Consider the following 18928-nt stretch of genomic DNA (forward strand, 5'->3'; position numbering starts at 1 on the left):
GTGACGGCGCCGGCCGCCGCGGCCGCGCGGGCGGGCGGGCGGATCGCGCGGATCGCCGGGCACCTGTGGCGCCGGAGCGCCTGGGTCGGGCTCGCCCTCTACGCTTTGGCGCTCGGCGCGGTGCTGGGGCTCGCCAGCGCCGACTGGGCGACGCGCGGCGGCTACCCGTTCGGCGGCGTCACGGTCGGGGCCTGGACGATCTGGCCGCGGGCGGGCGCCACCAGCGCCGATCCCTACACCCGGGCCGTCAACGCCCGCCGGGGCGAGATCCCGCTCGCGGTGGGCGAAGGTCTGCTGATGACGGCCGCGACCGACGATGCCGGTCGCGGGCTCGACGCCGCCTGCACCTACAGCCTCACCGGCGCGACGCCGCCGGCCCGGGCCTGGACGCTGACCGTCTCGGGCCGCGGCGACCCGGACCCCGCCCGGCCGCCGGTGCGCGAGGGCTTCACCGCGACCGAGATCCTGCGCGAGCGGGACGGCCGCTTCGCCATCACGCTCGGGCCCGAGGCGGAGCCCGGCAACTGGCTGCCGAGCCCGCGCGAGACCGGTCCCCTGCGCCTGGCGCTGCGCCTCTACGACACGCCGGTGGCGGCGAGCGCCGGCAGCCTCGACCGCGACGCGGTGCCGGCGATCACCCGTGTGCGCTGCCGGACGTGAGACCGATGGGGCCCCGATGAGCCTGCGCTTCGCCTACGCCACCCTGTGCGGCCTGACGCTCGCCGGCCTCGTGCACGTGGCGACCGTGCTGGCGATCCCGCTCCTGTCGGAGACGGACGCGCTCTCCCGCGCGCGCGCCAGCGAGACCCTCGACCATCCGCAGCCGGTCTACACGGTGGCGACCGCCGCGAACCCGGCCCCGGCCGAGGCGTGGTTGCCGATCCCCGACCCGGCGGTGGCGGTCGGGGTCTGCGCCTACGACCTCGCGGACGGGCCGCTGCGCGTCTCCGCCCGCACCGGTCCGCTGATGCTCACGCTCGCCGCTCACGGGCGGCGCGGAGCCTTCTACGCGGTGACCGACCAAGCGGCGGTGCGGGGCGCGCTCGACCTCGTGATCCTCACGCGCGCGCAGTACGACGAGGCGCTCGCCAACGACGACGAGAACGAGCCGAGCCGCGACGTGCGCATCGTCGCTCCCGACCGCCAGGGCTTCGTGGTGGTGCGGGCCCTGGCCGGCCTGCCGAGCCAGCGCGCCGCTGCCAACGCGGCGGTGCAGGCGGTCGCCTGCTCCATCGACAGCCAGAGTGAGGAACCGCCCGCGCGGTAGGGATGTCCGGCGGCGAAGGCGAGCTCGCGCGCCGGGGCCGTGATCCGGATCCGTAGACCTTCTCCCTACGATGCGACGTACCGCCACAGGAAAGGGCTCGCTCGGCGCTGGACCGGCGAGCATCGCTGCCGCGCCCTGGGCTGCTCGTCCCGTCCTGTGCCAACGGTCCACGCGCTGACGCGACGCCTCGACTGTCGCCGGGTCATCCGTCTGCATGCGCGAAGTCCGGGGCTGCCCGGCAGCGAGCATCCGTTTCTTTCGGGCTCAGGGATCATCGCAATTTTTGACAGTCAGGCTCGGTTGTTGCGCCATTTTCGGCGCTGTAGACAGGCAGGGATGAGGCACGAATGGACCGAAGCAGACGCCGGCAACCGTATTGAGGCCCTGCGCAACCTTCGGCTGCATCAATAGGTCCCACGCGAAGAATGCTCCGGCCGAGGGTGCTTTTGCATGTCCAGCAGATTGCGCGAGCACGCCGAAGCACATCAGTTCAATCAACTGCTCAGATCGGCCTCAGACCCGGACCGGAACCCGCCGGTCGGTTCGGACGATGCGCCGTCGACCGCGATGCGGCACGACGGGGGCGTGACCCAGACGAAGTCGCGGCTTGCGCGCCACGACGCATCGCGCGCCCCTTCGCACGCGAGGCATCATCCGTCCGTGTCGGCAACGGGACCGGAGCAGCGCTTCTACCAGCTGATCCTGACCTGTACGTGCCTATGAGTCGTGGGGACTGTCGCTCACGGCCTCGGTTCCTGCGGGAGGGCCGGAACGTCATCGCGAATCCATGACGACACGCCCCTCACAGAGCACGATGCCCGAACCGACCCGTGAGTTCCCGAGCGTTCCCGGACGCGCCGCCAGGACCGCTCGAAGCAGCGTCGCTGCCCGTAGGACGGACCGTTCCCAACGCCGCCATGGTTGAGCCCCGAGGCTCGCGGGACCAGGGCAACGTCGATGCGGGCTCGCGTCTCCCACCGGCACCGTCGCTGTTCAGGCGCTTCCTTCCCCAGATCGACCATCGGACGACCGGCGAGGTGCTTCAGCATCCCCGGTTTGCCGAGATGCGCCGCCACTACATCGCGACCACGATGGCGCAGTACGAATTCGCGAACTTCCCCGGCGGATGGCAGAGCACGATCTACCGCGTCGCGGCGATCGGCGCGATCGTCTGCCTCCACGCCGCCTACGACAGCGCGGATCGCGCGACCTGGCCGACGCTCGCCCGCTTCAAGGAAGCCATGGCGACGTTCGGGCTCTCCAGCGCCCGCCAGATCGATGATTTCGTGGCCCGCCTCGTGGAGACGGGATACGTCGTGCTCGCGCGGGTGGCGACGGACGGCCGCCTGCGGCTTCTCAAGCCGACCGAGCAGCTTCTGGACTGGGATCGTACGGGACTGGCCGGCTATTACGAGGCCCTGCGGATCCTGTATCCGGATACCGGATACGACCTCCCGGTCGCCCGCGATCGAGAATTCCAGCTGGCGATGCGCAAAGCATCGACCTCGTATTTTCCTCAGATCGCCGCTTTCATCCGTGAAGACACGGACCTTCTGCCGTTCCTCAGCATGTATCAGGGCGTTCACATCCTCATGCATGTGATCGACCTGAACTTGGAGCCGCAGTCGCGGCCGGTGCGGGAGCGGGACCTCGCCGGTCTGCAGAGGAGGTTCGGGATCTCGCGGTCCCATATCCGCAACACGCTGTCCACGGCCGAGGCCGCCGGCCTCATCACCGTGTCCGGCCGGAGCCAGAGACTCATCGCCGCGACTCCGCGCGGCCTTGCCGCGATCGACCGCTTCATCGCCAACACGCTCGCGTCCCACGATCTCGGCTACCGCATGGCCATCGCGGAGTTCGGACACGCCGCCGACCCTCGGGATCGCCCGGACCGCCCCCAGAGATGACGGGGCCGCTCCGGGCCAGCGCTTCGCTTCGGCGATCCCGTGCCGGGGCTCCGGATCCCGGCTGAACCGACCGGCTCAGCGGCGGCCGCCGCCGAAACCGCCCGGGTTGCCGCCGAAGCCCGGTCCGCCTCCGCCGGGACCGCCGCCGGGACCGCCCGGCCCTCCGAAGCCGCCCGGATTGCCGCCGAGGCCGAGCCCCGGGCCTCCGGGTCCGCCAAAGCCGCCGGGCGGGCCAAAGCCCCCGGGTCCGCCCGGGCCGCCTCCGGGGGGCCGCGTATCGATGCGCAATCCTTGCGCAGGTCCAGGGCCGTACCGGCCCGTGACGTCGCCCCCCGGCCCGTGGCCCGGCAGGCCGCGCAGGTCGAGGCGGTCGCGCTGGAAGCCCGGCCCCTCGAACCGTCCCGGCTCGCGCGGAGGCTCACGCACCGGAGCGAGGCGATCGTCGACGCGCAGGCGCTCGACCGTCAGGCGCCCGTCCCCCGCCACCTCCGTGGTGAGCACCGCCCGGACCGCGCCGGACCGGGGCAGGTTCGCGCCCGGAACGCCCGCGACCGTCAGGCCGGAACCCAGGATCATCCCGCCTTTGCGCCGGCCGATATAGGCCTCGATCGAGGCGGTCCGGATGCCGGGCGGCAGGCCCGTCTCGGCGGCGTCGGCCACCGCGAGCGAACCGTCCCGCGCCTGCCCGGCGAGAGCGGCGCGGCGCCCAACGGGCAGGTGCTCGGCGCCCGTCAGCCGCAGCCCGCCGATCCGCAGCGCGCCGTCCGGCCCGCGCCGGACCGGGCCGGCAACCCGGTCCGGACCCGCCGTGCGGGGCTCGATCAGGCTCGCCACCACCACCCCATCCGGGCGGCGCAGGCCACTCACCGCGACGCGCTGGCCGACGGTCCAGGACTCTCCCTGCCGAGGGCCGACCGCGCCGCCCGTCGCGACGCGCTGGCCCAGCACCGTGAGGCTGTCGCGGCCGACCGCCTCGACCGGGCCCACGACCTCGCTCGTCACATCGATGCGCCGGGTGGCGAGGCCCGTTCCCTCGGACCTCGCCACCACCCGCACCACGTGGCCGACGCGCAGATCCGAGGCGCGGGCCGGGGCACCGTCGATGCGCACCGCGACGTCGTCCGGGTAGGCGATGCGCAGGTCGTTCACCACGATCGAGCCGAAGCGCCGGATCGTGCCGATCACCCCCGTGCCGCCGATGCCGCGATCGCCCTCGCCGGGGGTGTCGGTCGGGCGCGCGCCGGTGCCGCCGATGCCCTGGTCACGGATCGGCGCCTCCTGCGCGGGTGCCCGGCCGGGCAGGAAGGCGGCGCCGGCAAGTAAGCCGAGGACGTGCCGGCGGCTCGGGCGAAGACTTGGACGGACGTCGCGCGCCACGCGCCCGCTCCTCAACGGGGTCCGGGCGGCGCGGGCGGGGGCGCCGCCTCGGCGTAGACGTAGAGGCCGAAGTTCCAGCGGTGGTCGCCGCCGGGATCGGTCTGGCAGGCGGCGTGGGCCTCGCGGTTGGCCTGTTGCAGCGCCTCCATGGCGATCTCGCGGGCCCGCGCCTCGAGCCGCCGGGCGAGATCCTCCGAGAGCCCGTCGTAATGCACCGCCCGTTCCAGGAAGCGCGGGGACTCGCCCACGATGTTGGCGACGCTCGCCGCGATGTGGTCGTGCAGGTTGCGGCCGAAATAGTAGAGCTGCGGCTCGCCGCCGCCCTTCGGCACGTAGGCGGCCTCGGCCAGCACGACGCGGTCGGACACGTCGAGACTCGCCAAGCCCCGGTCGAGCCACTCGTCGAGCACGGCGCGCGGGCGCAGATCCCGGGTGATGCCGGCGACCAGGGCCTCGAAGGAGGGCGCCTCGCCGGGGGCCGAGCGGGGAAGCGGCAGCGGACGTCCCTGCCCGTCCGTGAATCTCGGGTCGGCGAGCCAGCGGGCGATGATCCGGCTCGTGCGCGAGACCACGGCCGGCACCGCGCTCACCGGCGCGCCCGCGCCGCGCAGGCGCCGCACTTCCTTGCGGTGGATGCCGGTGAGCAGCGAGACGCGGCTGTCCGTCTGCTCCTTGCCGGGGAGCGCGAAATCGTACTCGGCCACGTTCACGTAGAGTTCGCGCAGCAGGTTCGTCAGCGCCGGGAAGGTGATGCCCCGAGCCACGAACAGGCGCACCAGGGGGCGCAGCAGGCGCGCCACGGGCGCGTGCAGGGCCGCGCCTTCCGAGGATGCGATCTCGTCCGACATGGGCCGGACCTTAGCCTCGAAATCGTGGGCGACAATCCCACAGGGTGCGGGAGCGCACCCGTGCGGCGGGAATTTCCGTTGACGTGGGATTTTTGCACACGTATTTCTCGCGTGGTCAAATTTCCCACGAAGCAGGAACCCGGACATGGTCGAGAGGATCCGTGTGGTCGCCCCGCCCGCTCTGCCGCCCCTGCGGGACCTCCATCCCTGGTCGGCCCCGCGCGGCCGTACACCCGATGCCGCGCGCCTCGCACGCCTCACCCTGTGCCTGGCCGCCCTCGCCCTGCCCGTTCTCGGGAGCAAAGCCGCGGATACGGTCCACCGCGGCGGCGTACCGGGAACGAAGCAGGCCACCGCCCTGCCGACCCCCTCCGGCTGGACGGTGGCTCCCCAGGCCTCCCGAAGCGTCCCGGCGTTTCGGGAGGCCGCCCTCCCCCACCCGGCCGCGGAGCTGATCCGGTGACGACCCCCACGACCGTTATGGGACTCGCCGGGCGCCGATCCGGACGCAGCGCCCCCGGCATCGCCGACGATTGCGGGGGCGCCCGGGTGATCGACTTCGCGATCTGTCTGATCCTGGCGGTGACCGTGGTCGGCCTGCTGCTCGCGGCGCTCTGAGGCCGCGCGCATCCCAGCGGCCGCACCGTGCGGCCCCAACACGAGACGCAGATCCATGCTGAGAACCCTTCCGGCCGCCCGCGCGGGCCTGGACCGGGCTCAATGTCGGCGTGAACGTGGCTACGGGCTCGGAGGCGGCTTCACCGACCCCACCTAAGGCACCGCGACCGGCAGCGGGGGGCGGCTTCGTCGGCGGCGGCCAGCAGGCTCCCGTGCCGGAACGGTGTGCGCCGAAGGCTGTAGCGTCCATCCCCGGTCGCCGAAAGCGGAAGTCAGTCGGTTCGACCGCTAAGTCTTCTTCCGCGGGACGCGACGCTTGTCGGACGCATCGGCCGATCCATCTCGGCGGGCGGGTGTTGCGATGAACGGGGCCCAGCCTTGACCGTTTCCGGATTCCTGCAGCGGGCCTTGCTCACCTGCGCCTTCGCGGGCGCCCTCGCGCCGGCTGGCTGGGCACAGGAGCCGCCGCGGATCAACGCCGGCCGCGGCAGCTTCCTGATCCACGGCAATTTCTGCGGTCCCGGCAATCGGGGCCCGGGCTACCCGCCGATCGACGCGCTCGACCTCGCCTGCGCCCGGCACGACGCCTGCTCGCCCCCGCTCGCCTCGGGGCGCTTGGCGGCCTGCGCCTGCCACGACCGCCTCCATGCCGAGGCGGACTTGGTCGCCCGGAATCCCGGCACGCTGCCGTCGCTGCGGGACACCGCGCGCTTCGTCTCGGACTTCGCCCTGGCGCTGCCCTGCGACCCGTGAGAACGTCGAAGAGCCCGGCGCCGTCGGCACCGGGCTCCCGTCATGCGCGCGTCCGGGGGCAGGTCAGCCGGCGTCGGTCGGGTTCGCGGGCGCCTTCGGGCCGCCCTTGGAGACGCCCACCAGCGCCGGGCGCAGCACCCGCTCGCCGATGACGTAGCCGGATTGAACCACCTGCACCACGGTGCCGTTCGGGACCTCCGTGTTCGGCACCTCGAACATCGCCTGGTGGCGGTTCGGGTCGAAGCGCTGGCCCTGCGGCTCGACGGCCTTCACGCCGTGGCGCTCCAGGGTCTTGGCGAGGTCGCGCTCGGTCAGCTCGATACCCTCGATCAGCCCCTTGAGCGCCCCCTCCGCGCCGGCGCGGGCCTCGGCCGGCACGCTCTCCAGGGCGCGGCGGACGTTGTCGGCGACGTTCAGCATGTCGCGGGCGAAGTTCGTCACCGCGTAGGTGCGCGCGTCCGCGACCTCGCGCTCGGTGCGGCGGCGCAGGTTCTCCATCTCGGCGAGCGTGCGCAGCGCCCGGTCCTTGAACTCGTCGCGCTCGGCCGTGAGGGCGGCGAGGGCCTCCGCCTGCGGGTTCGCCTCGGCCGGCTGGGCCGCTTCGGCATGCGTTCCAGCATGAGCCCCGTTCTGGGGCGCGGCGCCGTCCGCGGCCTCGTTCCGGCGCGGGTCGTCATGCTGCATGTCGTTGCTCGTCATGGCGTTTCAGTCGTGGTGATGTGCGGGGTCGCCGCTGATATCAGGCCGGCGGGCCTTGAAATCAACCCGCGGCGGCCGGGCCGCTCACGCTTCCCGCGGCGGCGGGGCGGCGACCAAGGCCTCCAGCCCCTCGGCCTTCAGCGCTGCCACGTCGCCGGCGAAGATCTCCATCACGGCGGCGCGGATGGCGGCGAGGCGATCGGGCTGGGTGACGCGGGTGCCGATGAGGTCGGTGATGTAGAACACGTCGACCGCGCGCTCGCCGAAGGTCGCGATATGCGCCGAGGTGATGTTGAGCGAGAGCCGGCTGAAGGCGGTGGTCAGCTCGTACAGGAGGCCCGGCCGGTCGAGGCCCGTGACCTCGACCACGGTCTCGCGGCTCGAGAGCGCGTTGTCGATCGCCATGTCGGGGGGCACCAGGAAGGTCTTGGCCCGGGCGCTCGCCACCGGCGGGTGCTTGTCGGCGACGAGGTCGGCGATGCGGATCTCGCCCTTGAGCGCCCGCTCGATCGCCGCGGTGATGCGCCGGCCCCGCCGCAGCTCGTCCTCGTCGCGCTCGAAGGCGCGCGAGAGGTAGATCGAGTCGAGGGCGAAGCCGTCGCTCGTGGTGAAGATCTGCGCGTCCACGATGTTGCCGCCGGCCGCCGCGCAGGCGCCCGTGATGATGGCGAGCAGCCGCGGGTGGTCGGGCGAGTAGACCGTGATCTCGGTGACGCCGCGCACCGGGTCGGTCTCCACGTCGGTGGCGCTGGTGCGGCCCGATTCCACCACGCCCCGGATGAAGTTTGCGTCCTTGAACTGGCGCACGCCCTCCACCTTCAGCCAGTAGGCTTGGTTGTGGCGGGCCGCGTAGGCGTCGAACTCCTCCGCCGACCAGTCCGGCAGTTTCTCGCGCAGCGCGATCTGGATCATGCGCACCCGGTCGGTGCGGGCGATCTCCGAGTGGCCGCCCGAGAGCCGCACCTCGGTCTCGTCGTAGAGGGTGCGCAGCAGCGTGCCCTTCCAGGCGGTCCAGACGCCGGGGCCGACCGCCGCGATGTCGGCGACAGTCAGGATGGTGAGGAGCTTCAGCCGCTCCAGGGTCTGCACCACGCCGGCGAAGCGCTCGATCGTCTTCGGGTCGGAGAGATCGCGGCTCTGGGCCGTCATCGACATCAGCAGGTGGTGCTCGACGAGCCAGGCCACCGTCTCGGTCTCGGCCTGGGAGAGGCCGAAGCGCGGGCAGAGCCGCTGGGCGATGGCCGCGCCCGCCACCGAGTGGTCCTCGGGGCGGCCCTTAGCGATGTCGTGCAGGAGGATCGCGACGTAGAGCGCGGTGCGGTTGTTGATGGTGTGGATCACCCGGGAGACCAGCGGGTGCGCCTCCTGCACCCGGCCCGCCTCGATCGAGGCCAGCACGCCGACCGAGCGCAGCAGGTGCTCGTCCACCGTGAAGTGGTGGTACATGTTGAACTGCATCATCGCCACGATGCGCCCGAAATCGGGGATGAAGCGGCCGAGCACGCCCGCCTCGTTCATCTGGCGCAGCACGGATTCCGGCGCGTTCTTCGAGGTCAGGATCTCGACGAAGAGGCGGTTGGCCTCCTCGTCGGCCCGCAGGGTCGGGGTGATCAGACGGAGCGAGCGGGTGGCGAGCCGCCGCGCGTCCGGGTGGATCGGCAGGTTGTGGCGCTCGGCCAGCCAGAACAGGCGGATCAGGTTGACGGGATCGCGCTCGAAGGCGTCCTCGGCGCGCAGGTTCACCCGGCCGTGGTCGATCCAGAAATCCTCGGCCTCCATGGCGGTGGCGCGGAAGCGGTCGCGGAAGCGGCCGATCCAGCGGTCGAGCACCGGGGTGCGCTTGGCGTGGCGCGCCTCCAACTCCGCGCAGACGATGGCGGTGAGGTCGCCCACGTCCTTGGCGATCAGGAAGTAGGCCTTCATGAAGCGCTCGACGCCCGACAGGCCCCCGCGGGGACCGTAGTTGAGGCGCTCGGCGACGCGGGGCTGCAGCCCGAAGGAGAGCCGCTCCTCCGGCCGGCCGGTGAGGAAGTGCATGTGGCAGCGCACCCGCCACAGGAACTCCTCGCAGCGCTCGAACAAACGGTACTCCTCGGGCGTGAACAGGCCCGCGTGGACGAGCTCGGCCTGATCGCGCACCCGGTAGGTGTACTTGGCGATCCAGAACAGGGTGTTGAGGTCGCGCAGCCCCCCCTTGCCGTCCTTCACGTTCGGCTCGACGAGGTAGCGGGAGGAGCCCGCCTTCGAGACGCGCCCGTCGCGCTCGCGCAGCTTCGCCTCGACGAACTCCGAGGCCGAGCCGATGACGAGTTCCCCGTCGAAGCGCGTGACCAGCTCCTCGAACAGGATGCGCGAGCCGAACAGGAAGCGGGCTTCGAGCAGCGCGGTGCGGATCGTGAAATCCGCCCGGGCCTCGCGCAGGCATTCCTCGACCGAGCGCGTGGCGTGGCCGACCTTCAGCTTGAGGTCCCAGAGCACGTAGAGCATCGCCTCGACGACGCTCTCGGACCAGGCGGTCTGCTTGTAGGGCAGCAGGAACAGCAGATCGATGTCCGAGCCCGGGGCCATCGTACCGCGGCCGTAGCCGCCGGTTGCCACGATCGCGAGCTGCTCGCCGGTGGTCGGGTTGTCGTTCGGGTAGAGGCGCCAGCAGACCGCGTCGTAGATCGCCCGCACCACAGCGTCGGTGAGCCGCGACAGGGCCTGCGCGCAGGCCATCCCGTCGCGGTCCTTCAGGAGCTGGGCCTCGGCCGCCGCGTGCCCCTCCGCAATCACCGCCTTGAGCTGCGGCACCAGCGCCGCCCGGAGCTTCGTTGGCTCCCGCGCCTCGCGGTCGAGAGTCTCCAGAACCCGGTCGAGTGCGGCGACGGCGTCGAACATGAATACCCGTTACAGCAGCTCGGCCGGACCGGAATCCTCTGAACCGAGCGATATATGCCCGGAGCCGCACAGGCCGGGCCTCGGCCAAGGTCTAGCACGATCCGGTGGAGCTGACACGGGCGGCGCGCCCGATCTGGGAACGGCCCTGTGCCTCTTGTCCGCGATCGGGGTATGGATCGGGGAGGAGCCGGCACGGCCTCCGGGTGAGCGCTCAGCCGCGCGCCGGACGGGGGGCCGGCCGGGGCGCAGCGCTCTCCCGGGCGCGGTTCTCGGGATGCTCCACGGGCGGGAACAGCTTCGCGAGACCGTTCGCGACCCCATAGAGCACGGGGTTCCGATTGGGCCCGGCGAGGGGCGGCTGTATCGCGTTCTTCAGCATCGATCCCGTGTTCCGCCGCAGGCGGTGCCTTTTCGTGCGCCGGTGCCGGCACGAGGAGTGATCAAGTGAACGACAATGCGCCGAGATCTGCTTCGTTGCCTGAGTCCTTCGAATTATTGCGGAGCGGCGGAAACGGGTGCACCCGCACGAGGACTGCATTCCGCGCTGGAACCGCGCGCACGCCCGCAAGACGCCCGCCAGACCTCTCAGCCGCGACGGCGCAGCACCACGCGTACGGGCGATGACGGGATCGGGCAGGCGGCGGGCTGCACGGTCAGCACGGCGGATGACGGGCAGGCAGTCCGGCAGGCGAGCGCAGCGTCGATCTGGTCGCGCCCGCACCCTTCGGCGAAGCAGAACCGGCCGAGATCCTCGCAGGTCGCCAGGAAGCGCCCGGCGGCGGGAACCGGCCGGTCCCGGATATCGGCGGCGGCGACCGCGGACGGGCCGAGCGCGATGAGCGCGAGGACGATGAGGCTGGACCGTGCCACGCTGTCCCCCGGGAATCTCTGCCGAACCGACGCGCTCCATAGCATCGGCCGCACCGGCCCGCCGTGCCATTCGGGCGACAACCGGCGCCGTTCGGGACCCGGCGCGCCGGCCCGCCGGGCGCGAAGCATTGGCCGCAGGATGAGGCCGGGGCTATACCGCCCGCAAGGGATGGCCGGCGCCCACGAGGGCCGGAACGACGCCGACCGGGGATCTGAGCGATGCGCTACGTGCGGGACATGCGCGGCTACGGGGCGAACCCGCCCGACCCGGACTGGCCGGGCGGCGCGCGCGTGGCCGTGCAGGTCGTGCTCAACTACGAGGAGGGCGGCGAGAACGCGATCCTGCACGGGGACGCGGCCTCCGAGGCCTTCCTCTCCGAGATCGTCTCGGCCGTGCCCTGGCCGGGCCTGCGCCACTGGAACATGGAGTCGCTCTATGAGTACGGCGCACGGGCCGGGTTCTGGCGCCTGCACCGGTTGCTGACCGGAATGGAGATCCCGGTCACGGTCTACGGGGTCGCCACGGCGCTGGCGCGCTCGCCCGAGCAGGTCGCGGCGATGCAGGCGGCCGATTGGGAGATCGCCTCGCACGGCCTGCGCTGGATCGATTACCGCTCCCACGCGCCCGAGGACGAACGCCGCGACCTCGAGGCGGCGATCCGCCTGCACACGGAGGTGACGGGCGCGCGCCCGACCGGCTGGTACACCGGCCGCTCCTCCGCCGATACGGTGCGGCTGGTGGCCGAGGAGGGTGGCTTCGCCTACGTCTCCGACACCTACGCCGACGATCTGCCCTACTGGCTCGACCATGACGGGCACGGGCGGCCGATCCGCCCGCAGCTGATCATCCCCTACACCCTCGACGCCAACGACATGCGCTTCTCGACGCCGGCCGGCTTCGCGAACGGGGACCAGTTCTTCAGCTACCTGAAGGACACGTTCGACGCGCTCTACGCCGAGGGCGCGGCGGGCCGGCCCGGGATGATGAATATCGGCCTGCACTGCCGCCTCGTCGGGCGCCCGGGCCGCGCGCTGGCGCTGGCCCGCTTCCTCGACTACGTGCGCGGCCACGACCGGGTCTGGTTCGCCCGGCGCATCGACATCGCCCGGCACTGGCAGGCGCGCCACCCCTACGCGGCGCCCGCGATCCGGCCCTCCCGGATGGGCCGCGAGGATTTCGTCGCTCGCTTCCACGACGTGTTCGCGGGCGGCGCCTGGGTGGCCGAGCGCGCCTTCGCGCTGGAGCTCGGCAGCGCGCACGACACGGCTTCGGGCCTCCACAACGCGCTCTGCCGCGCCTTCCGCGCCGGCTCCGAGGCGGAGCGGGCCGCGATCCTGGCCGCCGGCCTCACGCCTCAGGAGGCCGAGGCGCGCGCCCTGCAGCGGCTCCGCGCCATCCTGCCGGCCTGAGACGAGAGACCGTCTCCGCGCACCACCCGCCCTGCGGCGGCCTGCCTGCCCGGACGGCTCCGATGACGGGCCGGGCCCTGCTCACCGAGGTCGACGAGCCCCGGACATGCGTCCTCCCGGACGAGCCCCCGGGTCGGCCGACGTCCTCAGGCGGCCGCCGCAACCTCAAGGCGGTTCCGGCCGGCAGCCTTCGCCCGATAGAGTGCGCGGTCGGCGGCCGAGAGCAGCCCCGAGAGATCGCCGCGATCCGGCCCCGCCTCCGCCAGGCCGACGCTGACGGTCGCCCGGATGCCGGGGCCGTCACGGTGCGCGGCAGCCTCGGCGAAGAGCCGCGCGATATCCTCGCCGACCTGCCGGGCCGCGCGGGCGCCCTGCCCCGGCAGTAGCGCGGCGAATTCCTCGCCGCCCAGGCGCACCACCAGCGCGTCCGGCCCGGCGGCCTCGCGGGCCACGCGGGCGAAGAGCGCGAGCACCGCGTCGCCCGCGGCATGTCCGTAGCGGTCGTTGATGCTCTTGAAGTGGTCGAGATCGAAGGCGAGGAGCGCGAAGGGCCGGTCCGGCTCCCGCTCCGCGAGCATCCGCGTGCCCCGCTCGAAGAAGCCCTGCCGGTTGGCGAGTCCGGTGAGGAAGTCCGTGCGGGCGGCCGCCAGGAGCTGGGCCTGCGCCTCCTCGCGCACCAGCGCCAGGAAGGTCATCGGCATGGCGACGGAGTAGAGCACCGCCTCGTACATCGTGACCTTGGCGAAGACCGGCAGCAGCCCGGGCCCGTAGCGCTCGACGAGGAGAGGCGCCACGAGACCGCGCAGCAGGTAGAACAGGCCGTGGCCGGCCGAGACCGCGACGGCGACCGGCCGCGAGCGCAGGCCCCGGACCGAGCGGCTGCGCAGGAGCGTCCAGGCGGTCAGGCCGCAGGTCAGCGCGATCGGCAGCGCGGCGACGTGGTTCCAGAACGCCGCCTCGAAGCGCCAGCCCGCCAGAGCCCAGAGCAGGGCGAGGGCGGCGAGCGCCGCCGCCGAGCCGCGGACCCGCGCGGGACCGTCGAGGCTGGCCGCCCCGTGCAGGACCATGAGGTAGCCCAGCACCATCAGGAGGTTGGTCAGCGCCGCGCCGACCGCACCGGGGAACAGGCCGCGGTTCATCGCGACCACGCAGCCGAGCGCGAAGACCGCGCAGGCGCCCGCCCAGATCCCGAGCTCGCGCGCGCGCCGGGGGTGGGCCTGCCGCTCCCAGAGCGTCAGGGCCGCGGAGACGAGCAGCGTCCCGATGGTCAGGTACCACAGGGTCGCGAGATCGATCTGCATGTGGCGGGCTCCTGATCGTCTGGGGAGGCCTTACGGATAGACGGCCAAAGGTTCCCTTATGGCCCTGACTCTAATGGAGGTATGGTTAAGGGCCTGTCGCCGCCCGCCGGAGCTCGACCACCGAGCCATGAAGTGGGCCGATCCATCAACGGAGACTTTTGTCGAGATCGGCAAGGGCAGATAATTCATGAAAACTTCTGGGAAGATACACGAAGCCAATCTTACTCGTGTGGATGCAGACAGTCTCACCAGCAGACAGACATCTCGATCAAGTCGTGACCGAAGCCGCACACCGCGATAGTCTTAATGGTCGCCGGCCGCGTTCTGCCCTTTCCGAACGCGCTCATCCTCTACGGTATCGGATGGCTGCACGAGCTCCTGCGGCCCGTGATCCTCGGGAGGATCCCCGGCTGGATCGGACAGGCGCGCCAGGAAGGGGGCGGCGGCCCGCTCGGCGGCCCGCTCGATCGCCCGGTAATCCACCACGAGGCCGGCGCCGAAGGAGGAGAGCCGCGCCCCGCCGCCGGCCCGTCCGCCGGCCTGCGTCTCGACCACCGGCCGGCCGAAGCCGGCATTCAGCGCCTCGACCAGGGTCCAGGCCCGCCGGTACGACATGCCGAGCGCCCGTCCGGCCGCCGAGATCGAGCCGTGCTCGGCGATCGCCTCCAGGAGTCGCACCTTGCCGGGACCGACGCGGTGGTCGGGACCGAGATCGATCCGGATGCTCAGGCGGGTCATCGTGCCTCCGCGGCGCCTCTGGCCGAGGCTATGTTCAGCGGTATATAGCGCGCGGCGGCGGCCCGGATGAAGCCGCCCGCGAATCCGAGGCGGACCCGCATGCGCATGATCACCCGCGCCGGCTTCCTGGCAGCCCTCGTCGCCGGCGCCCTCCTGGCGACGGCACCGGCCCGGGCGGCCGAGCCCGTCACCGTCTTCGCCGCCGCGAGCCTGAAGAACGCCCTCGACGAGATCGCGGGCGCCTACGCGAAGGCGGGCAACCCGGCCCCGCGGGTCTCCTACGCGGCCTCGAACACGCTGGCCAAGCAGATCGAGCAGGGCGCGCCCGCGGACCTGTTCTTCTCCGCCGACCTCGACTGGATGGACTACCTCGCCAAGCAGAACCTCATCCGGCCCGACACGCGCGTGAGCCTGCTCGCCAACAGCATCGTGCTGATCGCCCCGAGGGATTCGAAGGCCGAGGTCCGGATGGGCCCGGGCCTCGACCTCGCGGCGGCTTTGGGCCCGGGGCGCCTCGCCATGGGCAATGTCGAGGCGGTGCCGGCCGGCAAGTACGGCAAGGCCGCGCTGGAGAAGCTCGGCGGCTGGGCCGGCGTGAAGGACAAGGTGGCGCAAGCCGAGAGCGTGCGCGCGGCGCTGCTGCTGGTCTCCCGCGGCGAGGCGCCGCTCGGCATCGTCTACGCCACCGACGCGGCCGCCGATGCCAACGTGCGCATCGTCGCGACCTTCCCGGCCGACAGCCACCCGCCGATCGTCTACCCGGTGGCCGTCACCAAGGACTCGGCCAATCCGGACCCCGCGTCCTTCCTCGCCTACCTGCGCGGGCCGACCGCCAAGGCGGCCTTCGAGAAACAGGGCTTCACCGTGCTGAACCGCTCCGCCACCGCCCAGCAGTGACCGGTGCCGTGACGGGCTGGCTGACACCCGAGGAGTGGCAGGCGCTGCGCCTGAGCCTGCTGGTGGCCAGCACCGGCACGCTGGCGAGCCTGCCGCTCGGCCTCGGCGTGGCCTACCTGCTCGCCCGGGGCCGGTTCTGGGGCAAGACGCTCCTCGACATGGCGGTCCACCTGCCCCTGGTGCTGCCGCCGGTGGTGACCGGCTACCTGCTGCTCCTCGCCTTCGGGCGGCGCGGGCCGGTGGGCGGCGTGCTCGCCGAGTTCGGCATCGTGTTCGCGTTCCGCTGGACAGGCGCGGCGCTCGCCTGCGCGGTGATGGGCTTTCCGCTCCTCGTGCGGGCCATCCGCCTGTCGATCGAGGCGGTCGATTCCAAGCTGGAGCAGGCGGCCGCGACCCTCGGGGCGAACCCGCTCCAGGTCTTCGCCCGCGTGACCCTGCCGCTGATCCTGCCGGGGATCCTGGCGGGCCTCGTGCTCTGCTTCGCCAAGGCGATGGGCGAGTTCGGCGCCACCATCACCTTCGTGTCGAACATTCCCGGCGAGACCCAGACCCTGCCGTCGGCCATCTACACCCTGACCCAGGTGCCGGGCGGCGAGGCCGGGGCGATGCGCCTGACCCTGATCTCGATCGCCGTCTCGATGAGCGCGCTCGTCCTCTCCGAGTTCCTAGCCCGCGGCGTCGCCCGCCGGATGGCCGCGTGAGCGGCCTCGCGGTCGCGGTCGCGCACCGGCAGGGCGCCTTCCGGCTCGATGCGGCCTTCGAGGCCGCGGGCGGGGTCACGGCCCTGTTCGGGCGCTCGGGCTCGGGCAAGACCACGCTGATCGACATCGTCGCCGGGCTGGTGCGCCCCGAGCGGGCCCGCGTGACGCTCGACGGCGAGATCCTGGTGGACACGGCCACGCGCCGCTTCGTGCCGCCGCACCGCCGCCGCATCGGCTACGTCTTCCAGGAGAGCCGGCTGTTCCCGCATCTCGACGTGCGCGCCAACCTGCTGTTCGGGCGCCGGCTCGCGCGCGGCCTCGACAGGATCGGCAGCGACGGGATCAGCTTCGACGACGTGGTCGGCCTGCTCGGCATCGGCCAGCTTCTCGCCCGCCGCCCCGCCGGTCTCTCGGGGGGCGAGCGCCAGCGCGTGGCGATCGGCCGGGCCCTGCTGGCGCGGCCCCGCCTCCTCCTGATGGACGAGCCTCTGGCGGCGCTGGACGAGGCCCGCAAGGCCGAGATCCTGCCCTTCCTCGAGCGCCTGCGCGACCTCGGCGGGGTGCCGATCCTCTACGTCTCCCATGCCCTGCCGGAGATCGTGCGGCTCGCCGACCGTGTGGTGGTGCTGGAGGCGGGCCGGGTGGTCGCGCGCGGCCCCGTGGACGAACTCAGCGCGCGCCTCGACGTCGCGCCGCTGCGGGCCGCCCGCGAGGCCGGCGCGGTGCTCGCCGCCACCGTGGAGGCGCACGATCCGGCCTTCGCGCTGACCCGGCTCTCCACCGCCGCCGGCCCCCTCCACGTGCCGCTCCTAGACCGGGCCGTGGGCGCCCCCTTGCGCATCCTCGTCTCGGCCCGCGACGTGACCCTGAGCCTCGCCCGGCCCGCGGGCACGAGCGCGCTCAACGTGCTGGCCGGCACGGTGGCGGAGATCGGCGCGGCCACGCCCGGCGATCCCGGCACGGAGGTTCGCCTCGATTGCGGCGGCTTGGCCCTGGTGGTGCGCCTGACCCGCCGCTCGCTGGCCGAGATGGGCCTCCGACCGGGACTGCCGGTCTTCGCCGCGGTGAAGAGCGTCGCCCTGGTCGAGGGTCCGCCGCGGGGGGCCGCGCCGGAACCCTGAGCTCCCTCTCCGCGGCGGATCGGTCAGCGCCGCACGGCGTCCATCCGCAGGCCGCCGCTGGGCCGCACGGTCACCCGCTGCACCGGCGTGACCGGCGGGTGGTCGGCGGGCAGGCCGAGGCGGACCGCCCGCACCATGTGGGCCAGCACGATCACCGCCTCCTGCAGCGAGAAGCTCTGGCCGATGCAGACGCGCGGCCCCGCCCCGAAGGGCAGGTAGGCGAAGCGCGGGATCGCCGCGCGGGCCTCGCCGAGGAAACGCTCCGGCACGAAGGCGTCGGGGTCGTCCCAGAGGGCGCGGTGGCGGTGGAGCACGTAAGGGGAGACCATCACCAGCGAGCCGCGCGGCACCTTCACGCGGCCGAGCCGGTCCTCCTTCAACGCCTGCCGGCTGATGATGGCGGCGGGCGGGAAGAGGCGCAAAGCCTCCTCGATCACGGCCTTGGCGAAGGGCAGGCGCTCGGCGGCGAAGTTGCCCTCCGGGTCGGCCGCCGCATCCACCTCCGCTTCCAGTCGGGCGCGCGTGTCCGCGTCCTGCGACAGGCAGTAGAGCGCCCAGGTCAGGGCGTTGGCGGTGGTCTCGTGGCCGGCCGCGATGAAGGTGACGATGTTGGCCTTCACCGTGAGGTCGTCGAGCCCCTGCCCCGTCTCCGGGTCCTGCGCGGCCAGCAATAGGGTGAGGAGATCCTCCGGCGCCTCGCCCCGCGCCATCACGGCTCGGCGGTGGTCGATCAGCCCGTCCACCACCTCGGCGAAGTAGCGCAACGCCGGCCGCGCCCGGAGGCGCCCGATCCGCGGCACGACGGCGGGCACGCCGAACACGTCGAGCGGGTCGATCGGCCCGACCGATTCGAGGAAGCGCGTGATGGCGCGGGCCAGAGCGTCCGGGTCGTTCTGCGGCCCGTGGGTGAAGATCGTGCGCTCCAGCACGTCGAGGGTGACGCGGGCCATCTCCTGGGCGACGTCGACCTGCGTGCCGGTGCGCCGCACGAGGCGCCGGGCGAGGCGGGCGCCGGCCGCGTTCATCGCTGCCTCGAAGCCCCGCACAGTCCGGGCGGAGAAGAGCGGGGCGAGCGTGCGCCGCTGCAGCCGCCAGTCGTCGCCCTCGGCCGTCAGCAGGCCCTCGCCGAGGCCCGGCGCCAGAACGCGGCGCTGCAGGTCGTCCTTGCGGTAGGCGGCCGCGTTCTCGACCAAGACGTGGCGGATCAGGCCCGGCTCGCTCACCACGGTGACGCGCCCGAGCACGCCCTCGCCCGCCACCAGCGGCAGGGTGAAGTGCTCCTCCATCCAGGTGGTGAGCGGGTTGGCGCGGGCGGCCTTCAGGAAGTCGAACAGCCCCATCGGCGTGCGCCGGGGGCGGGGCACGGCGGGGCGGAAGCGGGTCCTCGGCGCCGTCTCCGGCGCGGTCTCGGCGATCGTCGGCATGGTGTCCCGTGAGCTTCCGGGGGCGCGGCGACAGCCCGCGCGGATTGTCAGGACGGCCGCGCGGCAGGTTCGCGTTTCGGCCCGGCCTTCGCTAAGTAGGTGCCGCACTGCACCAGA

The 18928-nt window shown here is 72.7% G+C and carries 18 protein-coding genes and 1 pseudogene; 10 read left to right on the plus strand and 9 right to left on the minus strand.

What is annotated here, in order from left to right; genetic code table 11:
• Both MFF54_RS06455 and MFF54_RS06460 read left to right on the plus strand, forming a co-directional pair.
• The gene (locus MFF54_RS06455) at positions 1 to 660 is read left to right on the plus strand and encodes a DUF1214 domain-containing protein (RefSeq protein ID WP_238301797.1); all 660 of its coding nucleotides are present in this window, start codon (positions 1 to 3) and stop codon (positions 658 to 660) included.
• A gap of 16 nt (positions 661 to 676) precedes the next feature.
• Positions 677 to 1267 carry a DUF1254 domain-containing protein gene (locus tag MFF54_RS06460; protein ID WP_238301798.1) on the plus strand — a complete coding sequence of 197 codons (591 nt, stop codon included), beginning with the start codon at positions 677 to 679 and terminating at the stop codon, positions 1265 to 1267.
• A gap of 264 nt (positions 1268 to 1531) precedes the next feature.
• Here the strand turns inward: MFF54_RS06460 and MFF54_RS06465 are convergent, their stop codons facing one another.
• Positions 1532 to 1765: a hypothetical protein gene (locus MFF54_RS06465; RefSeq protein ID WP_238301799.1), complete on the minus strand. Its 234-nt coding sequence runs from the start codon at positions 1763 to 1765 to the stop codon at positions 1532 to 1534.
• Between the two features lie 539 nt (positions 1766 to 2304).
• On the opposite strand from MFF54_RS06465, the gene MFF54_RS06470 reads away from it, so the two are divergent.
• Positions 2305 to 3174 (plus strand): helix-turn-helix domain-containing protein, encoded by an 870-nt coding sequence (locus MFF54_RS06470; RefSeq protein WP_238301800.1) that lies wholly within the window; start codon positions 2305 to 2307, stop codon positions 3172 to 3174.
• A 75-nt stretch (positions 3175 to 3249) separates the two neighbouring features.
• Here the strand turns inward: MFF54_RS06470 and MFF54_RS06475 are convergent, their stop codons facing one another.
• Positions 3250 to 4551 carry a DUF5666 domain-containing protein gene (locus MFF54_RS06475; RefSeq protein ID WP_238301801.1) on the minus strand — a complete coding sequence of 434 codons (1302 nt, stop codon included), beginning with the start codon at positions 4549 to 4551 and terminating at the stop codon, positions 3250 to 3252.
• 11 nt (positions 4552 to 4562) lie between these two features.
• A complete protein-coding gene (locus tag MFF54_RS06480; protein ID WP_238301802.1) occupies positions 4563 to 5399 on the minus strand; it encodes a DUF6502 family protein in 837 nt (278 codons plus the stop codon).
• A 145-nt stretch (positions 5400 to 5544) separates the two neighbouring features.
• On the opposite strand from MFF54_RS06480, the gene MFF54_RS06485 reads away from it, so the two are divergent.
• The 3 genes from MFF54_RS06485 (at position 5545) to MFF54_RS06495 (ending at position 6770) form a co-directional block, all read left to right on the plus strand.
• Positions 5545 to 5862 carry a hypothetical protein gene (locus MFF54_RS06485; protein WP_238301803.1) on the plus strand — a complete coding sequence of 106 codons (318 nt, stop codon included), beginning with the start codon at positions 5545 to 5547 and terminating at the stop codon, positions 5860 to 5862.
• Positions 5859 to 6017, plus strand: coding sequence for a hypothetical protein (locus MFF54_RS06490; protein WP_238301804.1), 159 nt, complete (start codon positions 5859 to 5861; stop codon positions 6015 to 6017). Before MFF54_RS06485 ends, MFF54_RS06490 begins: the two co-directional genes overlap by 4 nt.
• A gap of 378 nt (positions 6018 to 6395) precedes the next feature.
• Entirely contained in the window at positions 6396 to 6770 is a 375-nt protein-coding gene (locus MFF54_RS06495) for a phospholipase A2 family protein (protein WP_238301805.1), read from the plus strand.
• Between the two features lie 63 nt (positions 6771 to 6833).
• Here MFF54_RS06495 and grpE read toward each other — a convergent pair whose 3' ends face one another.
• The 3 genes from grpE to MFF54_RS06510 form a co-directional block, all read right to left on the minus strand.
• Positions 6834 to 7469 carry a nucleotide exchange factor GrpE gene (gene grpE / locus MFF54_RS06500; protein WP_238301806.1) on the minus strand — a complete coding sequence of 212 codons (636 nt, stop codon included), beginning with the start codon at positions 7467 to 7469 and terminating at the stop codon, positions 6834 to 6836.
• 84 nt (positions 7470 to 7553) lie between these two features.
• Positions 7554 to 10349 (minus strand): [protein-PII] uridylyltransferase, encoded by a 2796-nt coding sequence (locus MFF54_RS06505; RefSeq protein ID WP_238301807.1) that lies wholly within the window; start codon positions 10347 to 10349, stop codon positions 7554 to 7556.
• Between the two features lie 585 nt (positions 10350 to 10934).
• Positions 10935 to 11219, minus strand: a complete 285-nt coding sequence (locus MFF54_RS06510) for a hypothetical protein (RefSeq protein ID WP_238301808.1) — start codon at positions 11217 to 11219, stop codon at positions 10935 to 10937.
• 219 nt (positions 11220 to 11438) lie between these two features.
• On the opposite strand from MFF54_RS06510, the pseudogene puuE reads away from it, so the two are divergent.
• Positions 11439 to 12599 (plus strand): annotated as a pseudogene (puuE, locus tag MFF54_RS06515) (allantoinase PuuE); the annotation flags it as partial.
• Between the two features lie 176 nt (positions 12600 to 12775).
• On the opposite strand, the gene MFF54_RS06520 reads toward puuE, so the two are convergent.
• Positions 12776 to 13930: a GGDEF domain-containing protein gene (locus tag MFF54_RS06520; protein ID WP_238301809.1), complete on the minus strand. Its 1155-nt coding sequence runs from the start codon at positions 13928 to 13930 to the stop codon at positions 12776 to 12778.
• A 303-nt stretch (positions 13931 to 14233) separates the two neighbouring features.
• Complete coding sequence (locus MFF54_RS06525) at positions 14234 to 14668, minus strand: winged helix-turn-helix domain-containing protein (RefSeq protein ID WP_238301810.1); 435 nt, start codon at positions 14666 to 14668, stop codon at positions 14234 to 14236.
• A 105-nt stretch (positions 14669 to 14773) separates the two neighbouring features.
• On the opposite strand from MFF54_RS06525, the gene modA reads away from it, so the two are divergent.
• The 3 genes from modA to modC are packed head-to-tail and all read left to right on the plus strand — an operon-like array spanning position 14774 to position 17387.
• A complete protein-coding gene (gene modA, locus MFF54_RS06530; protein WP_370880205.1) occupies positions 14774 to 15565 on the plus strand; it encodes a molybdate ABC transporter substrate-binding protein in 792 nt (263 codons plus the stop codon).
• 8 nt (positions 15566 to 15573) lie between these two features.
• The gene (gene modB, locus MFF54_RS06535) at positions 15574 to 16266 is read left to right on the plus strand and encodes a molybdate ABC transporter permease subunit (RefSeq protein ID WP_238301812.1); all 693 of its coding nucleotides are present in this window, start codon (positions 15574 to 15576) and stop codon (positions 16264 to 16266) included.
• Positions 16263 to 17387, plus strand: a complete 1125-nt coding sequence (modC, locus tag MFF54_RS06540) for a molybdenum ABC transporter ATP-binding protein (RefSeq protein ID WP_238301813.1) — start codon at positions 16263 to 16265, stop codon at positions 17385 to 17387. The genes modB and modC overlap by 4 nt, the downstream gene beginning before the upstream one ends.
• Positions 17388 to 17410: 23 nt before the next feature.
• On the opposite strand, the gene MFF54_RS06545 is transcribed toward modC, so the two are convergent.
• Complete coding sequence (locus MFF54_RS06545) at positions 17411 to 18811, minus strand: cytochrome P450 (RefSeq protein WP_238301814.1); 1401 nt, start codon at positions 18809 to 18811, stop codon at positions 17411 to 17413.
• Positions 18812 to 18928: the final 117 nt, after the last annotated feature.

The organism is Methylobacterium gregans (assembly GCF_022179245.1).
GTDB lineage: Bacteria > Pseudomonadota > Alphaproteobacteria > Rhizobiales > Beijerinckiaceae > Methylobacterium > Methylobacterium gregans.